Source organism: Pseudomonas sp. CNPSo 3701 (assembly GCF_028674975.1).
In the GTDB taxonomy this organism is placed as follows: domain Bacteria; phylum Pseudomonadota; class Gammaproteobacteria; order Pseudomonadales; family Pseudomonadaceae; genus Aquipseudomonas; species Aquipseudomonas straminea.
Window position 1 is genome coordinate 202616 of record NZ_JAQZSI010000003.1, and the last position, 16260, is coordinate 218875.

Annotated in this window: 17 protein-coding genes; 13 read left to right on the plus strand and 4 right to left on the minus strand. The window is 62.3% G+C overall.

Annotated features, from left to right (window positions below; translation table 11 throughout):
• The first annotated feature begins 84 nt into the window (after positions 1 to 84).
• The 10 genes from PVA39_RS10125 (at position 85) to sthA (ending at position 10569) form a co-directional block, all read left to right on the plus strand.
• Entirely contained in the window at positions 85 to 1533 is a 1449-nt protein-coding gene (locus PVA39_RS10125; protein ID WP_443200953.1) for a glyceraldehyde-3-phosphate dehydrogenase, read from the plus strand.
• A gap of 401 nt (positions 1534 to 1934) precedes the next feature.
• The gene (locus PVA39_RS10130) at positions 1935 to 3272 is read left to right on the plus strand and encodes a Na(+)-translocating NADH-quinone reductase subunit A (protein WP_274123960.1); all 1338 of its coding nucleotides are present in this window, start codon (positions 1935 to 1937) and stop codon (positions 3270 to 3272) included.
• 3 nt (positions 3273 to 3275) lie between these two features.
• Positions 3276 to 4487, plus strand: a complete 1212-nt coding sequence (locus tag PVA39_RS10135) for an NADH:ubiquinone reductase (Na(+)-transporting) subunit B (protein ID WP_274123961.1) — start codon at positions 3276 to 3278, stop codon at positions 4485 to 4487.
• Positions 4480 to 5268 carry a Na(+)-translocating NADH-quinone reductase subunit C gene (locus tag PVA39_RS10140; RefSeq protein ID WP_274123962.1) on the plus strand — a complete coding sequence of 263 codons (789 nt, stop codon included), beginning with the start codon at positions 4480 to 4482 and terminating at the stop codon, positions 5266 to 5268. The genes PVA39_RS10135 and PVA39_RS10140 overlap by 8 nt, the downstream gene beginning before the upstream one ends.
• 1 nt (position 5269) lies before the next feature.
• Positions 5270 to 5938: an NADH:ubiquinone reductase (Na(+)-transporting) subunit D gene (locus PVA39_RS10145; RefSeq protein WP_274123963.1), complete on the plus strand. Its 669-nt coding sequence runs from the start codon at positions 5270 to 5272 to the stop codon at positions 5936 to 5938.
• The gene (gene nqrE, locus PVA39_RS10150; protein WP_070882018.1) at positions 5938 to 6546 is read left to right on the plus strand and encodes an NADH:ubiquinone reductase (Na(+)-transporting) subunit E; all 609 of its coding nucleotides are present in this window, start codon (positions 5938 to 5940) and stop codon (positions 6544 to 6546) included. The genes PVA39_RS10145 and nqrE overlap by 1 nt, the downstream gene beginning before the upstream one ends.
• 15 nt (positions 6547 to 6561) lie before the next feature.
• A complete protein-coding gene (gene nqrF / locus PVA39_RS10155; protein ID WP_274123964.1) occupies positions 6562 to 7785 on the plus strand; it encodes an NADH:ubiquinone reductase (Na(+)-transporting) subunit F in 1224 nt (407 codons plus the stop codon).
• A 2-nt stretch (positions 7786 to 7787) separates the two neighbouring features.
• Complete coding sequence (locus tag PVA39_RS10160; RefSeq protein WP_274123965.1) at positions 7788 to 8813, plus strand: FAD:protein FMN transferase; 1026 nt, start codon at positions 7788 to 7790, stop codon at positions 8811 to 8813.
• Positions 8814 to 8815: 2 nt separating this feature from the next.
• Positions 8816 to 9049 (plus strand): (Na+)-NQR maturation NqrM, encoded by a 234-nt coding sequence (nqrM, locus tag PVA39_RS10165; RefSeq protein ID WP_274124278.1) that lies wholly within the window; start codon positions 8816 to 8818, stop codon positions 9047 to 9049.
• Positions 9050 to 9174: 125 nt separating this feature from the next.
• Positions 9175 to 10569 (plus strand): Si-specific NAD(P)(+) transhydrogenase, encoded by a 1395-nt coding sequence (gene sthA / locus PVA39_RS10170; protein ID WP_075929404.1) that lies wholly within the window; start codon positions 9175 to 9177, stop codon positions 10567 to 10569.
• Positions 10570 to 10715: 146 nt separating this feature from the next.
• Here sthA and PVA39_RS10175 read toward each other — a convergent pair whose 3' ends face one another.
• The 4 genes from PVA39_RS10175 to PVA39_RS10190 all read right to left on the minus strand — a co-directional run bounded on the left by PVA39_RS10175 (position 10716) and on the right by PVA39_RS10190 (position 12930).
• The gene (locus PVA39_RS10175; RefSeq protein ID WP_274123966.1) at positions 10716 to 11234 is read right to left on the minus strand and encodes an AAA family ATPase; all 519 of its coding nucleotides are present in this window, start codon (positions 11232 to 11234) and stop codon (positions 10716 to 10718) included.
• A 101-nt stretch (positions 11235 to 11335) separates the two neighbouring features.
• Positions 11336 to 12055 (minus strand): glycerophosphodiester phosphodiesterase, encoded by a 720-nt coding sequence (locus tag PVA39_RS10180; protein WP_093501775.1) that lies wholly within the window; start codon positions 12053 to 12055, stop codon positions 11336 to 11338.
• Positions 12056 to 12064: 9 nt separating this feature from the next.
• Positions 12065 to 12361 carry a phosphodiesterase gene (locus PVA39_RS10185; RefSeq protein ID WP_093501773.1) on the minus strand — a complete coding sequence of 99 codons (297 nt, stop codon included), beginning with the start codon at positions 12359 to 12361 and terminating at the stop codon, positions 12065 to 12067.
• A complete protein-coding gene (locus PVA39_RS10190) occupies positions 12358 to 12930 on the minus strand; it encodes a PilZ domain-containing protein (protein WP_274123967.1) in 573 nt (190 codons plus the stop codon). Before PVA39_RS10190 ends, PVA39_RS10185 begins: the two co-directional genes overlap by 4 nt.
• A 95-nt stretch (positions 12931 to 13025) precedes the next feature.
• On the opposite strand from PVA39_RS10190, the gene PVA39_RS10195 reads away from it, so the two are divergent.
• From PVA39_RS10195 to PVA39_RS10205, 3 genes are read left to right on the plus strand one after another with little or no spacing between them, the layout of a single operon-like run.
• The gene (locus tag PVA39_RS10195; protein ID WP_274123968.1) at positions 13026 to 14276 is read left to right on the plus strand and encodes a lipoprotein-releasing ABC transporter permease subunit; all 1251 of its coding nucleotides are present in this window, start codon (positions 13026 to 13028) and stop codon (positions 14274 to 14276) included.
• Entirely contained in the window at positions 14269 to 14973 is a 705-nt protein-coding gene (gene lolD / locus PVA39_RS10200; RefSeq protein WP_274123969.1) for a lipoprotein-releasing ABC transporter ATP-binding protein LolD, read from the plus strand. Before PVA39_RS10195 ends, lolD begins: the two co-directional genes overlap by 8 nt.
• Positions 14973 to 16217: a lipoprotein-releasing ABC transporter permease subunit gene (locus PVA39_RS10205; protein WP_274123970.1), complete on the plus strand. Its 1245-nt coding sequence runs from the start codon at positions 14973 to 14975 to the stop codon at positions 16215 to 16217. The genes lolD and PVA39_RS10205 overlap by 1 nt, the downstream gene beginning before the upstream one ends.
• Positions 16218 to 16260 lie beyond the last annotated feature (43 nt).

Genomic DNA, 16260 nt, shown 5'->3' on the forward strand with positions numbered 1-16260 from the left:
TCGACCGCTGCAGATTGCCGACCCACAGCCGGGTCGTCATAATGTAGCCCCTTTTTTCAGCCCCTACATGTGGAAGGTATTGCCGTGACTCAGAAGCCCGACCAGTGTCTTGGTGAATGGATTGACCGTGAAGCCCTCGCCGAGGCGATGATTCCGCTGATTGGTCAGCTGTACCGCAACAACAACGTGGTGCTGTCGATCCATGGCCGCAGCCTGATCAACCGCTCGGTCATCGAGATTCTCAAGGCGCACCGCTTTGCCCGTCACCGTCAGGCTGACGAGAGCGGCCTGGCCGTTCATGACACCTACGCCGTGCTCAAGGCCATGAGCGAGCTCAAGCTGGGCGCTGCTTCCGTCGATCTGGGCAAGATGGTCGGCAAGTTCAAGGCTGAAGGTAATGGCCGCAGCATCGAGCAGTTCGTCAAGGATGAGCTGGCCGAGGTCGTCAACCAGCAGAACGCTTCGCCGCGCAAGGGCACTGATGTCGTGCTGTACGGTTTCGGCCGTATCGGTCGTCTGCTAGCGCGCATCCTGATCGACCACACCGGTGGTGGCGACGGCCTGCGTCTGCGCGCCATCGTCGTGCGCAAGGGCGCCGAGAACGACCTGGTCAAGCGCGCCAGCCTGCTGCGCCGCGACTCGGTGCATGGCAAGTTCAATGGCACTATCACCATTGATGAAGAAAACAGCACCCTGACCGCCAACGGCAACCTGATCCAGGTGATCTACGCCAAGGATCCGTCGGCCATCGACTACACCCAGTACGGCATCAAGGACGCACTGCTGGTCGACAACACCGGCGTATGGCGTGATGCCGAGGGCCTGGGCCAGCACCTCAAGTGCCCGGGCATCGACCGAGTGATCCTCACCGCACCGGGCAAGGGCGCGCTGAAGAATATCGTGCATGGCATCAACCATGGCGAGATCACCGCCGATGACAAGATCATCTCGGCTGCCTCCTGCACCACCAACGCCATCGTGCCGGTGCTCAAAGCCGTCAATGACCAGTACGGCATCGTCAATGGTCACGTCGAAACCGTTCACTCTTACACCAACGACCAGAATCTGATCGACAACTTCCACAAGGGCAGCCGTCGTGGCCGTAGCGCCGCGCTGAACATGGTCATCACCGAAACCGGTGCGGCTACCGCTGCAGCGAAGGCACTGCCGGTGCTCAAGGGCAAGCTGACCGGCAATGCGATCCGCGTCCCGACGCCGAACGTGTCGATGGCCATTCTCAACCTGAACTTGGAAAAGGCCACCAGCCGCGAAGAAATCAACGAGTACCTGCGCCAGATGGCCATGCACTCCGACCTGCAGAAGCAGATCGATTTCGTCAGCTCCCAGGAAGTGGTCTCCACCGACTTCGTCGGCTCGCGCCACGCCGGTGTGGTAGACGCCGAAGCCACCATCGCCAACGACAACCGCGTCGTTCTGTACGTGTGGTACGACAACGAGTTCGGCTACAGCTGCCAGGTGATCCGTGTGATGGAAGACATGGCCGGGGTCAACCCGCCTGCGTTCCCGCGCTGATAGCGTGCTGATCGCGTCCGAGCCAATCGGTCGCTGATCGCGCTGCCTGATCGAAGCCCTCGTCTCTGGACGAGGGCTTCGTCGTTTACGGGGCAATGTTCGTTGGCTAAGGGCGTTCGTCGGTCGACACGACGCCAGGCTCAGGCCGGTTGTCATGCCGTGATGGCCGTTGTTGAGCGGCCGAGGAATTGCTGCGCTGTCGCGTCCTGTAACGGAAATGGCAAAAAAGACAAGCGCTTGGGTGGCGTCGAGTTGACGCACGTCTTTATAATCCCGGCGATTTGTTACCTACGTTCGACATCTTCATGTGCCAAATGCGACGCCTTTGGTACACGGGCTGCATTTGTTTCAGGTTCGAACGTACTTCTAAAAAGCTCTAAAACCAGTGGTTAGGCAAACCTATGATCAAAATAAAACATGGGCTCGACTTGCCGATAACAGGCGCACCGGCGCAGCAAATCGAAGCGGCCAGGCCAGTGCGCAGCGTTGCCGTCATAGGCTTCGATTATCAGGGCATGAAGCCCACCATGTCGGTACAGGTGGGTGACCGGGTCAAGTTGGGTCAGGTTCTTTTTGTCGACAAGAAGAACGAGGGCGTGAACTACACCGCGCCGGGCGCGGGTGTGGTCAGTGCCATTCACCGTGGCGAGAAGCGTGTACTGCAATCGGTGGTCATCGAACTCGATGGCGACGAGCAGGAGACCTTTGCCCAATACACGCCCGAGCAGCTCGCCAGCCTGGACGCCGCCCTGGTGCGCGAGAACCTGCAGCGCTCCGGCCTGTGGACTGCACTGCGTACCCGCCCGTTCAGCAAGGTGCCGGCCATCGATGCCGTGCCCAGCTCGATCTTCGTCAGCGCGATCGATACCCATCCGCTGGCTGCCGACCCTGCTGTGATCATCGCCGAGCAGGCCACTGATTTCGAAAACGGTCTCAAGGCGCTGGCTCGCCTGGCGCCCGTGTTCCTGTGCAAGGCCCCAGGCGTGAGCCTGGCGGGTGAGGGCGTTGCCGGTGTGACCAGCGAAGCCTTCGCCGGCCCGCATCCCGCTGGCCTGCCTGGCACGCACATTCACTTCCTCGACCCGGTCAGCGCCAGCAAGGCCGTGTGGACCATCAACTATCAGGACGTGATCGCCGCCGGCAAGCTGTTCGTCAGCGGCCAGCTGTCCGTCGAGCGCGTGGTAGCTCTGGGCGGCCCGGTGGTCGAGCGTCCGCGCCTGCTGCGCACCCGTCTGGGCGCCAACCTCAGCGAGCTGACTGCCGGCGAGCTGCAACCTGGCAACAACCGCGTGGTCTCCGGCTCGCTGCTCGGCGGTCGTGTCGCCCGCGGCGCCTGCGACTACCTGGGCCGTTACCACCTGCAGGTTTCCTGCCTGCTGGAAGGCAATGACCGTGAGGTGATGCACTACCTGCGTGCCGGCGTGAACAAGCACTCGGTGATGAACGTCTTCGTCTCCAAGCTCAACGCCGCCAAGCGCTTCGCCTTTTCCACCACCACCAACGGCAGCCCGCGCGCCATGGTGCCGGTCGGCAACTACGAGGCGGTGATGCCGCTGGACATCCTGCCAACCCAGTTGCTGCGCTACCTGATCGTTGGCGACACGGAGATGGCCCAGAAGCTCGGCTGCCTCGAACTCGACGAGGAAGACCTGGCGCTGTGCACCTACGTGTGCGCCGGTAAATATGAATATGGCCCGATCCTGCGGGACAACCTCAGCCGTATCGAGAAGGAGGGTTAACTCGTGGGTATTCGTGCATTCCTCGACAAGATCGAGCACAACTTCGAGAAGGGCGGCAAGTACGAGAAGTGGTACGCGCTCTACGAAGCCGTGGACACCTTCTTCTACCGTCCTGGCAGCGTGACCAAGACCACCGCCCACGTGCGTGACGGTATCGACCTCAAGCGCATCATGATCACCGTGTGGGCCTGTACCTTCCCGGCGATGTTCTTCGGCATGTGGAACACCGGTTATCAGGCCAACCTGATCTTCGCCCAGAACCCTGAGCTGCTGGCAGCGCAGGATGGCTGGCGCTTCGGCCTGATCGGTTCGCTGGCAGGCTTCGACCCCAACAGCCTGTGGGACAACTTCATCCAGGGGGCGGCCTACTTCCTGCCCGTGTATGCGGTGACCTTCATCGTCGGCGGTTTCTGGGAGGTGCTGTTCGCTTCCATCCGTCGTCACGAAGTCAACGAAGGCTTCTTCGTCACCTCCGTGCTGTTCGCGCTCATTCTGCCGCCGAGCATTCCGCTGTGGCAGGTAGCCCTGGGCATCAGCTTCGGCGTGGTGATCGGCAAGGAAGTGTTCGGCGGGACCGGCAAGAACTTCCTCAACCCGGCGCTGACCGGCCGTGCCTTCCTATTCTTCGCCTACCCGGCGCAGATGTCCGGTGATGCGGTGTGGACCGCGGTCGACGGCTTCGCCGGCGCGACCTCGCTGAGCCTGGCGTCGTCCGGTGGCATCGACAACATCATCAACAATGGCGTGACCTGGATGGATGCCTTCATCGGCACCATGCATGGTTCGATGGGCGAAACCAGCACCCTGGCGATCCTGATCGGCGGCGCCGTGCTGCTGTTCACCAAGATCGCCTCCTGGCGCATCGTCAGCGGCGTGATGATCGGCATGATCGGTCTGAGCACGTTGTTCAATACCATCGGTTCGGACAGCAACCCGATGTTCGCCATGCCGTGGTACTGGCACCTGGTGGTCGGCGGTTTCGCCTTCGGCATGATCTTCATGGCCACCGATCCGGTTTCGGCATCGATGACCAATACCGGCAAATGGGTCTTCGGCATCCTCATCGGCGTGATGGTGGTGCTGATTCGTGTCGTCAACCCGGCGTTCCCCGAGGGCATGATGCTGGCGATCCTGTTTGCCAATCTGTTCGCACCGCTGATCGACCACTTCGTCGTACAGGCCAATATCAAGCGGAGGCTGGCACGCAATGTCTAGTCAAAAAGAATCCACCGCCCGCACGCTGCTCGTGGCGTTGCTGGTCTGTCTGGTTTGTTCGGTATTCGTGGCCGGTGCCGCGGTGGCGCTCAAACCTACCCAGCTGGAAAACCGCCTGCTGGACAAACAGCGCAGCATTCTGGCGATTGCCGGCCTGGGTAACCCGAACATGCCGAGTTCCGCGGTTCGCGCCATGTTCGAAGACACCATCCAGGCGCGCCTGGTCGACCTGGACACCGGCAAGTTCTCCGACAAGTTCGACCCGGTGACCTTCGAGCCCCTGGCTGCGGCCAAGGACCCTGAACTGTCGCGTGCGCTGCCCGCCAGTGAGGACATCGCCTCGATTCGTCGTCTGGAGCGCTACACCACCGTTTACGTGGTGGAGAAGGACGGCCAGCTCGACACCGTGATCCTGCCGGTTCGTGGTTACGGCCTGTGGTCGACCCTGCACGGCTTCATCGCCCTCAAGGGCGATCTCAACACCGTGGTCGGCATGGGCTTCTACCAGCACGCCGAAACCCCGGGTCTGGGTGGCGAGGTCGACAATCCGAAGTGGACGGGTCAGTGGCCCGGCAAGAAGATCTTCGACGAAAACGGCGAGCTCAAGGTGCAGGTCGTCAAAGGCGGCGTGAATCCACAGAGCCCTGATGCCGAGCATCAGGTCGACGGCCTGGCGGGCGCCACGCTCACCAGTAACGGTGTGGATCATCTGCTCAAGTTCTGGCTCGGTAAGAACGGCCTCGGTCCGTTCATCGCTAACCTGCGCGCAGGGGAGGCTTGATATGGCACAGCCAACTATCAAAGACGTATTGCTCAACCCGATCTTCAACAACAACCCGATCGGTCTGCAGATCCTCGGTATCTGTTCCGCGCTGGCGGTCACTTCGAACCTGAAGACCGCTCTGGTGATGTCGGTGGCGCTGACCCTGGTGACCGGGTTCTCCAACCTGTTCATTTCCATGATCCGCAGCCAGATCCCGGGCTCGATCCGTATGATCGTGCAGATGGTGATCATCGCCTCGCTGGTCATTCTGGTGGACCAGTTGCTCAAGGCCTTCGCCTTCAGCCTGTCCAAACAGCTATCGGTGTTCGTCGGCCTGATCATCACCAACTGTATCGTGATGGGGCGTGCCGAAGCCTTCGCCATGCAGAACCCACCGGTTCTGTCGTTCTTCGATGGCATCGGTAACGGTCTGGGCTACAGCGCCATGTTGATCGCCCTGGGCATCATCCGTGAGCTGTTCGGCGCCGGCAAGCTGATGGGCTACACCATCATTCCGGTGGTCAACGACGGCGGCTGGTACCAGCCCAACGGCATGCTGTTGCTGCCGCCTTCGGCGTTCTTCCTGATCGGCCTGTTCATCTGGGGCATCCGGGTATGGAAAACCGACCAGGTCGAGAAGCAAGACTTCAAGATGGCGCCTCAGGTTTCCAATAAGGAGGCGTACTGATGGAACATTACATCAGCCTGTTCGTGCGGGCAGTGTTCGTCGAGAACATGGCCCTGGCGTTCTTCCTGGGCATGTGTACCTTCATCGCCATCTCCAAGAAGGTGGAAACCGCCATCGGTCTGGGTGTGGCCGTTGTCGTGGTACTCGGCATCACCATGCCGGTCAACAACCTGATCTACGCCAACCTGCTCAAGGGCGGCGCGCTGGCCTGGGCCGGTCTGCCGGACGTGGATCTGAGCTTCCTGAGCCTGCTGACCTTCATCGGTGTGATCGCGGCCATCGTGCAGATCCTGGAAATGACCCTGGATAAGTACGTGCCTGCGCTCTACAACGCGCTGGGCGTATTCCTGCCGCTGATCACCGTGAACTGCGCCATCATGGGTGGCTCGCTGTTCATGGTCGAGCGCGACTACAACCTGGCCGAGAGTACCGTTTATGGGGTCGGCGCCGGTGTTTCCTGGGCGCTGGCCATCGCCGCGCTGGCCGGTATTCGCGAAAAGCTCAAGTACAGTGACGTACCGGCAGGTCTGCAAGGGCTGGGCATCACATTTATCACCATCGGTCTCATGTCGCTGGGCTTCATGTCCTTCTCCGGCGTGCAGCTTTAAGGGTGGGATGAACGGATGAATTACGAAGTATTTATCGCGATCGGCATGTTCACCGGCATCGTGCTGGCACTGGTGCTGATCATCATGGCAGCACGCGCCAAGCTGGTTTCCAGCGGCGACGTGAACATCGAAATCAACGGCGAGAAAACCATCACGGTTCCGGCGGGCGGCAAGCTGCTGCAGACGCTGGCAGCCAACAACATCTTCCTTTCGTCCGCCTGCGGCGGCGGTGGCACCTGCGCACAGTGCAAGTGCATCATCGAAGAGGGCGGCGGCGAGATGCTGTCCACCGAGGAGTCGCACTTCACCAAGCGCGAGGCCCGCGAGGGCTGGCGCCTGTCCTGCCAGGCTTCGGTCAAGCAGGACATGAAGATCGAAGTGCCGGAAGAGGTGTTCGGCGTCAAGAAGTGGGAGTGCACCGTCGAGTCCAACCCCAACGTGGCGACCTTCATCAAGGAGCTCACGCTGCGTCTGCCGGAAGGCGAGAACGTCGACTTCCGCGCTGGTGGCTACGTGCAGCTGGAATGCCCGCCGCATGAAGTGCATTACAAGGACTTCGATATTCAAGAGGAGTATCGCGGCGACTGGGACAAGTTCAACCAGTGGAAGTACGTGTCCAAGGTCGAAGAGACCGTGATTCGTGCCTACTCCATGGCCAACTACCCGGAAGAGCGCGGACTGGTGAAATTCAACATCCGCATCGCGTCGCCACCGCCGGGCAAGGATCACCTGCCGCCTGGCCAGATGTCCTCCTACGTGTTCAGCCTCAAGCCGGGCGACAAGATCACCGTGTACGGACCTTTCGGTGAGTTCTTCGCCAAGGACACCGACGCCGAGATGATCTTCATCGGCGGTGGTGCCGGTATGGCGCCGATGCGCTCGCACATCTTCGACCAGCTCAAGCGCTTGAAGTCGACGCGCAAGATCAGCTTCTGGTACGGCGCGCGTTCCATGCGCGAATCCTTCTACAACGAGGAGTACGACCAGCTGCAGGCCGAGAACCCGAACTTCCAGTGGCACCTGGCGCTGTCCGATCCGCAGCCGGAAGACAACTGGACCGGCCTGACCGGATTCATCCACAACGTGCTCTACGAGAATTACCTCAAGGATCACCCAGCACCGGAAGATTGCGAGTTCTACATGTGTGGTCCACCCATGATGAACGCTGCCGTGATCAAGATGCTGACTGATCTGGGTGTGGAGTCCGAAAACATTCTGCTCGACGATTTCGGCGGTTAAACATGAGGTTAGCTGTACTACAGCCCGTTATTGCTGTCGCCCTGGCGGCAGCCCTAACGGGCTGCTTGCATTCAGACAAGATCGAAAGCTTCGGCGGCCCGACCATGGGCAGCACCTACACGGTAAAATACGTGCAGGGCGACGGTGTTGCCCCCAAGGCCGAACTGAAGGCGGCGACCGAAGCGATTCTCGCTGAGGTCGACGCGCAGATGTCCACGTACAGGGCCGACTCGGCGATCGAGATCTTCAACCGCGCTCCGGCAGGCACCTGTCAGGATATGCCTGACGGTGTGCTGGAACTGATCAACGCGGGCAATCGCCTGCACGAGGAAAGTGGCGGCGCCTTCGACCTGACCCTGGAGCCGCTGCTCGACCTCTGGGGCTTCGGTCCCAAGGGCAAGGGCGAAGCGGTGCCCAGCGATGAGCAACTGGCCCAGGTTCGCCAGCGAGTAGGGCAGGAGCACCTGCGCATCGATGGCCAGCGCCTGTGCAAGGATGTCGATGTCGAAGTCGACTTCAACAGCATCGCGGCGGGTTATGCGGTCGACAAGATCATCGCCAGGCTGAGCGAGCTCGGCGTGCGCAGCTATATGGTCGAGGCCACCGGCGAGCTCAAGGCGGCGGGACGCAAGCCCGATGGCAGCCACTGGCGCATCGGTCTTGAAGAGCCGCGTGACGATCAGCGTGTGGCCCAGCGCATCCTGCAACTCGATGGCTACGGTATCTCCACCTCCGGCGACTACCGCAACTATTTCGAGGAAAACGGCCAGCGCTATTCCCACACCCTGGATCCGAGTAGCGGGCGGCCGGTCAATCACAAGCTGGCAGCGGTCACCGTGGCAGATCCATCGACCCTTCGCGCCGATGGCTTGTCCACCCTATTGATGGTGCTCGGCCCCGAAGCCGGCAAGCAGTTCGCCGAACGGTACCGCATCGCGGCATTTTTCGTGACCCGCGAAGGCGAGGGTTTCGTCACAGAAAGTACGCCCGAATTCGAGCAGCTGTTCGCTGCGGGAGAAAAGCAATGACGATGACATTCCTGATCGTGTTCGCGGTCATGGCGCTGGTGGTGGCCATGATGGCCGTCGGCGTCATGGCCGGCCGCAAGCCCATCGCCGGATCCTGCGGCGGCATCGCCAACCTGGGGATCGAGAAGGAATGCTCGATCTGCGGCGGTGACCGTCAGAAGTGCGAGGAGGTCAGCCGTGATCCTCAGGACGCCAGCGACGCCGGCGTGCAGAGCTTCGACCCGAGCAAGCGCTGATCGCCAACGGGCGCCTGGAGCGTTACCCTAGGCGCCTTTGCAAGATGTTGTGTGCCAGGCCGCCTTGCGGCCTGGTTCTGCCGATAACGCGCGATAAGCGTTAAGGCGTGATCTGAGGAGTGAACATGGCGGTCTACAACTACGATGTCGTGGTATTGGGTTCCGGCCCGGCAGGTGAAGGGGCGGCGATGAACGCGGCCAAGGCCGGTCGCAAGGTGGCGGTGGTCGACGATCGCCGCGAGGTGGGCGGCAACTGCACCCACCTGGGCACCATTCCGTCCAAGGCGCTGCGCCACTCGGTGCGGCAGATCATGCAGTTCAACACCAACCCCATGTTCCGCCAGATCGGCGAGCCGCGCTGGTTTTCCTTTCCTGACGTGCTGAAAAGCGCCGAGCGGGTGATCGCCAAGCAGGTCACCTCGCGCACTGGCTACTACGCCCGTAACCGCATCGATGTGTTCTTCGGCACCGGCAGCTTCGCCGACGAGCAGACCATCGAAGTGGTCTGCCCCAACGGCGTGGTGGAGACCCTGTCGGCCAAACAGGTGATCATCGCCACCGGTTCGCGCCCGTATCGCCCGGCCGACGTCGACTTCAACCATCCGCGCGTCTACGACAGCGACACTATCCTGACCCTGAGCCACACCCCGCGTCGTCTGATCATCTACGGCGCCGGCGTGATCGGCAGCGAGTACGCCTCGATCTTCAGCGGCCTGGGCGTGCTGGTCGATCTGATCGACAACCGCGACCAACTGCTGAGTTTCCTGGATTCGGAAATCTCCGACGCCCTGAGCTACCACCTGCGCACCAACAACGTACTGATTCGTCACAACGAGGAGTACGAGCGCATCGAGGGCCTGGACAACGGGGTGATCCTGCACCTGAAATCCGGCAAGAAGATCAAGGCCGATGCGCTGCTGTGGTGTAACGGCCGTACCGGCAACACCGACAAGCTGGGCCTGGAAAACATCGGTATCAACGTCAACAGCCGTGGCCAGGTGCAGGTCGACGAGTACTACCGTACCGAAGTCCCGAACATCTATGCCGCCGGTGACGTGATCGGCTGGCCGAGCCTGGCCAGTGCCGCCGCCGACCAGGGCCGTTCGGCCGCCGGCAGCATCGTCGACAACGGCAGCTGGCGGATCGTCGACGATATCCCGACCGGCATCTACACCATTCCCGAAATCAGTTCGATCGGCAAGAACGAGCACGAGCTTACCAAGGCGAAGATTCCGTACGAAGTCGGCAAGGCGTTCTTCAAGAGCATGGCGCGGGCGCAGATCTCCCACGAGCCGGTGGGCATGCTGAAGATCCTCTTCCACCGCGAAACCTTGGAAGTGCTCGGCGTGCACTGCTTCGGCTACCAGGCTTCGGAGATCGTGCACATCGGCCAGGCGATCATGAACCAGAAGGGCGAGGCGAATACCCTCAAGTATTTCGTCAACACCACCTTCAACTACCCGACCATGGCCGAGGCCTACCGGGTGGCGGCGTTCGACGGGCTCAACCGGCTTTTTTGAGCGGCTCCGGCCGGCGGCCTGAGCCGGTCGGGGATCCGTTCGCCGACTCCCGCGACTGGCGCTGGCCAAACCGCGAGAGCGTCTGAGCAGGCCAGAAAACCGATCCCTGGTGGATCGGTTTTTTTATGGGCGGGCCTTTCAGGTTTTCAAGCGCGGTTTTTGATGGCTGCGGTTACGTGCTCAATGAGCAGTGCCAGCGCTACGTCTGTCGACAGCTGCGCGGTATCGACGGTCAGTGGCGCCTGCGTCCAGGATTCGTACTCGTGGGCCGTGACTGACCGCCAGTCCGGCAACACCAGCCCCGGTACGTCGCTGATTCGTGATTCCACGCGTTGGCGATGTCGATCAAGATCGGAACAGATGATCTGCACGTTCAACAGCGCGCATCCCGCCAGGGCTGCGGTGTCCGCCCAGGCCTGGCGGCTTTCCGCGACCGGATTGACGCAGTCGGCGATCACCCGGCGTCCCATCTTGAGGTTATCCAGCGCCATGGCGTTGGCCACCTGATAACCGCTGCTGCCGACCTCCCGTCTGAGGGTGCCGCTATTGCGTAGCGCCTGTTCGATGCTGTCGATACGCAGGTAAACGGCTTCAAGTTGGGTGGCCAGGGCTTTGGCGAGCGTGGTCTTGCCGGTGCCGGGCAGGCCGCTGAAGACGATCAGCATGTTCTGTCCTTCAAATCCTGAGCGGCACCCAGGCTTATGTGGGAACGGGCCATGCCCGTGATTTCGCGCGCATGGCGCGCTCCCACATGTTGATAACGTGCCTAACCGCGCAACGTACTGACGGCGATACCCGGGAAGTCGGTGATGATGCTGTCCGCGCCGAAGTCGGCGAGGCGGCGCATCAGGGCGGGTTCGTTGACCGTCCATACCGACACATGGAGGCCGGCTTTTTGCGCCTTGAGCAGGCGTTCCGGGGTGCACAGCGTCCAGTTCAGGGCCAGCAGATCGCAGCCGTAGTTGCGTGCCACCTTGATCGGGTCCAGCCAGGCGTATTCGGCTACCAGACCGCGGCCCAGGTGCGGCGTCAGGCGCTGGGCGGCGCTGAGCACTTCGCGGGAGCTGGAGGTGATGGTGATCTTGTCATCCAGGCCGAAGCGGCGGCTGAGCAGGGCGATGGCTTCCACGGTGCGCGCGGCACGTACTTTGGAGGCGCTCTTGACCTCCAACTGCCAGTGCTCGAAATCGCATTGCTCGAACAGTTCGCTCAGCCGGGGAATGGGGCAGGGGTGACGCCAGCCAGGGCCGCCACGGCGGGCGTCGTAGTGCACCAGTTCGGCGGCGTCGTGCTCGACCACCTTGCCGCGCTGGCCGGTGGTGCGCTTGAGCGTCGGGTCGTGGATGACCATCAGCTCGCCGTCACGCGACAAGTGCAGGTCCAATTCGCAGCGGCGCACGCCGTGCTCCAGGCACTGCTGAAAACTGACCAGGGTATTTTCCGGGGCTTCGCCCTTGGCGCCGCGATGGCCGTAGATCAGGGTCACGGTTGCTCCTTACTCGGTGGCGGTGGTGCGCGGTTGCAAGTGGCGCACGCTGTCGATCACATGATCGTATTCGAAATAGACGCTGAATTCGCGGTAGTCCCAGCGGGTGATCGGCGGCTTGCCGACTGCGGGGTGTTCTTCATCGGCGAGGCCGAAGCGCTCCAGCACCGAGCGCTTGGACTGGCCCTTTTGCGGCACCTCGGTCAGGTCCGCGCCTTGCTGGCCGATGGGAATCGTCAGGGTGTCAGCCTGGGCTGCCAGGGGCAGCAACAGGACCAGCGAAAGCAGCAGTCGGGAAGGGTTCACGTGAGTTCCTCGCGGGCCTGGCGGCGCTCCTGCGCCTGACGCTGCAGGATATGCCGGGCCAGCAACTGGCGCTGTGCGTCAGTCAGCGCTTCGAACTCGGCGCCGATCTCGAATTGGCCGTCGCGCTCGTTGCAATGTACGACCTTGGCGCGTAGCAACAGGCCCAGCGCCTGGGGCATCAGCACCATCTTCATGGCCACATGGCTGTCGACCGCCACCGGTTGCGGGTTGAGGAAACTGATACCGCCTTCGGATAGCGTGACGCGCTTCGGCGGGCCGATATCGCGCAGCAGGCTCTGGGCCATGGCCTGGCCGAGCAGGTCGATGCGTTTGTTGACCACCTTGAGGTAGCCCGCCAGGGTACGGTCGCGCTCGCTGATGTTGCGCAGCAGGTGCTGGGATTCGAAATCCAGCACATGTAGTTCGCTGAGCAGATTAAACAGCGGCGAGGCGTCGTGAAGCTCTTCACTGGCCAGGGCTTCGGCGCCAGCCAACGGGGTGAAATCCAGTGCGATCGTGTCCTCGATACGGTAGTATTCGCGGCGATCATTTTCGTCTTGAGTCGACATGGCGAACCCATGGCAGCAGTGGTGGTCAGAGTGTAAGGCCGCTCGCCAGGCCCCGCCACAAGGACGTTTCTCTTTCCCTCGAACAAGCGCCCCACATGTTCAGACCCCTGTCCGTTTTTCTCGGTACGCGCTACACGCGGGCCAAGCGTCGCAACCACTTCGTTTCGTTCATTTCCCTGACTTCCATGATCGGGCTGGCGCTTGGCGTGCTGGTGATGATTCTGGTGCTGTCGGTGATGAACGGCTTCGACCATGAAATGCGCACCCGGGTGCTGGGCATGGTGCCCCATGCGACCATCGAGAGCGCCACGCCGATCACCGACTGGCAGCGCCTGGCCGACCGCGCGCTGAAGAACCCGCAGGTGCTGGCGGTGGCGCCGTTCAGCCAGATGCAGGGCCTGCTGACCAACGATGGCAAGGTGCAGAAGGTGCTGATCAACGCCGTGGATCCGGCCGAGGAGCGCAAGGTGTCGATCATCGGCGACTTCTTCCGTGAAGGCCGCCTCGAGGATCTGCATCCCGGCACCTTCGGCATCGTCATCGGCGACAAGGCCGCCGCCAAGCTCGGCGTCGGCATGGGCGACAAGATCACCTTCGTGGCGCCGGAAGTTTCGGTCACCCCGGGCGGGGTGTTCCCGCGTCTGAAGCGCTTTACCGTGGTCGGCATCTTCCACGTCGGCGCTGGTGAAATCGATGGTTTCATGGCCATGACCCACGTTCAGGATCTGGCCCGCCTGCAGCGCCATCAGCCGGATCAGGTGCAGGGCATTCGCCTCAAGTTTGCCGACCTGTTTCAGGCGCCGCGCACCGCCTGGCAGCTGGCCCAGAGCTTTGGCCAGGATGATTACCTGGCCCGCGACTGGACGCGCACCCACGGCAATCTCTACCAGGCCATCCGCATGGAAAAAGCCATGATCGGTCTGCTGCTGTTGCTGATCGTCGCCGTCGCCGCCTTCAACATCATTTCCACCCTGGTGATGGTGGTCAACGACAAGAAGGGCGACATCGCCATCCTGCGCACCCTGGGCGCCACGCCCATGCAGATCATGGCCACCTTCATGGTGCAGGGCACGGTGATCGGCGTGATCGGCACCGCCATCGGCGCGTTGCTGGGCATTCTCGCCGCGCTGAACATCAGCGCCATCATCGCCGGCGTCGAGCGCCTGCTGGGCTTCAAGTTTCTCAATGCCGACGTGTACTTCATCGACTACCTGCCGTCGCAGCTGATGCTCGCCGACGTGGTGCAAGTCTGTGGTGCGGCATTGCTGTTGAGTTTCCTCGCTACTCTTTATCCGGCCTGGCGCGCGGCGCGCACCCAGCCCGCGGAGGCATTACGTTATGAGTGATCCGGTCGTGCAGGCGCAGGCGAGCGCCGTGCTCAGCTGCCGCAACCTGAGCAAGCGCTACGAAGAAGGCCCGCAATCGGTGGTGGTGCTCGACGATCTGCAACTGGAGCTGTTTCCCGGCGAGCGCGTGGCCATCGTCGGCAGCTCGGGCTCGGGCAAAAGTACGCTGCTCAACATGCTCGGTGGCCTGGATACGCCGAGCAGCGGCAGCGTGTGGCTGGCCGGCGAGGAGCTGTCGGCGCTCAACGAGAAGCAGCGCGGTTTGCTGCGCAATCGCGCACTGGGTTTCGTCTACCAGTTCCATCACCTGCTGGCCGAGTTCACTGCGCTGGAAAACGTCTGCATGCCGCTGTTAATCGGCAAAACGCCGATTCCCGAAGCGCGTCAGCGTGCCACCGAGCTGCTCGAGCGCGTCGGCCTTGGTCATCGCCTGAGCCACAAACCGGCCGAGCTGTCCGGCGGTGAGCGGCAGCGCGTGGCTATTGCCCGCGCCCTGGTCAACCGCCCCGGTCTAGTGCTGCTCGACGAGCCCACCGGCAATCTGGATTCGCACACCGCCCAGGGCATTCAGGAGCTGATGCGCGAGCTGAGCAGCCAGTCGCAGACCGCCTTCCTGATCGTGACCCACGACTTGCAGCTGGCGCGGCAGATGGATCGGGTGCTTAGCCTGGAAGACGGCAAGCTGGTGAACGCCTGATGTTTCGCCCGCTGAGTGTCTTCATCGGCCTGCGTTACACCCGCGCCAAGCGGCGTAATCACTTCATTTCGTTCATTTCCCTGACCTCGATGATCGGTCTGTCCCTGGGCGTGCTGGCGATGATCGTGGTGCTGTCGGTGATGAATGGCTTTCACCGGGAAATGAGCTCGCGCATCCTCGGCATGGTCCCCCACGCAACCATTGCCGGCTCGCCAGCCCTGACCGACTGGCAGGCAACTGCCAAGATGGCGCTGGACAATTCCCGGGTCGAGGCGGCGGTGCCGTTCGCCGAGCTGGAAGGCATGCTGTCCTACCGCGGCGTGATGCAGCCGATTCAGCTGCACGGCATCGATCCGGCGCTGGAGCCGAAGGTCTCGATCATCGGCGACCACATGGTGCAGGGCCGTCTGAGCGACCTGCGCGAAGGCGAGTACGGGGTGATCATCGGCGAGATCACCGCGCGGCGCTTCCAGCTGCAGATCGGAGATCGTCTGGCGCTGATCGTGCCCGAGGTCAGCTCGGCGCCCGGCGGTATCACGCCGCGCATGCAGCGCCTCAACGTGGTCGGCATCTTCAAGGTCGGCGCCGACCTGGACAGCTCCCTGGCGCTCATCAACGTCGCCGACGCGGCGCAGATCCAGCGCCTGGATCCGGGCTCGGTGCAGAGCATCCGCCTCAAGCTCAAGGATCTGTATCAATCGCCCCAGGTCGCTGCGGCGATTGCCAAGCAGCTGGGCGAGGGCTACCACGCCAGCGACTGGACGCAGACCCAGGGCAGTCTGTTCAGCGCCATGAAGATGGAAAAGACCATGATCGGTCTGCTGCTGCTGCTGATCGTCGCGGTGGCGGCGTTCAACATCATCGCCACGTTGATCATGGTGGTTGCTGACAAGGGCGCCGATATCGCCATCCTGCGCACCCTCGGCGCCACGCCGCGGCAGATCATGGGCATTTTCATGGTGCAGGGTACGGTGATCGGCGTAATCGGTACCCTGATCGGCGGCGTGCTCGGCGTGCTGGCGGCGCTCAACGTCAGCGAGCTGGTCGGCTGGCTGGAGCGGGTCACCGGCCAGCACGTGTTCAGCTCGGATGTGTACTTCATCAGCACCTTGCCGTCGGAGCTGCAGGTCGCCGACGTGGTGCTGATCTGCACCGCGGCACTGACCCTGAGCTTCCTCGCCACGCTGTATCCGTCTTGGCGCGCCTCGCGTACCCAGCCGGCCGAGGCATTGCGTTACGAGTGACGGACGCCGCTACACCGTCCGCCTGCTAGGCTCGAAAGGCCGC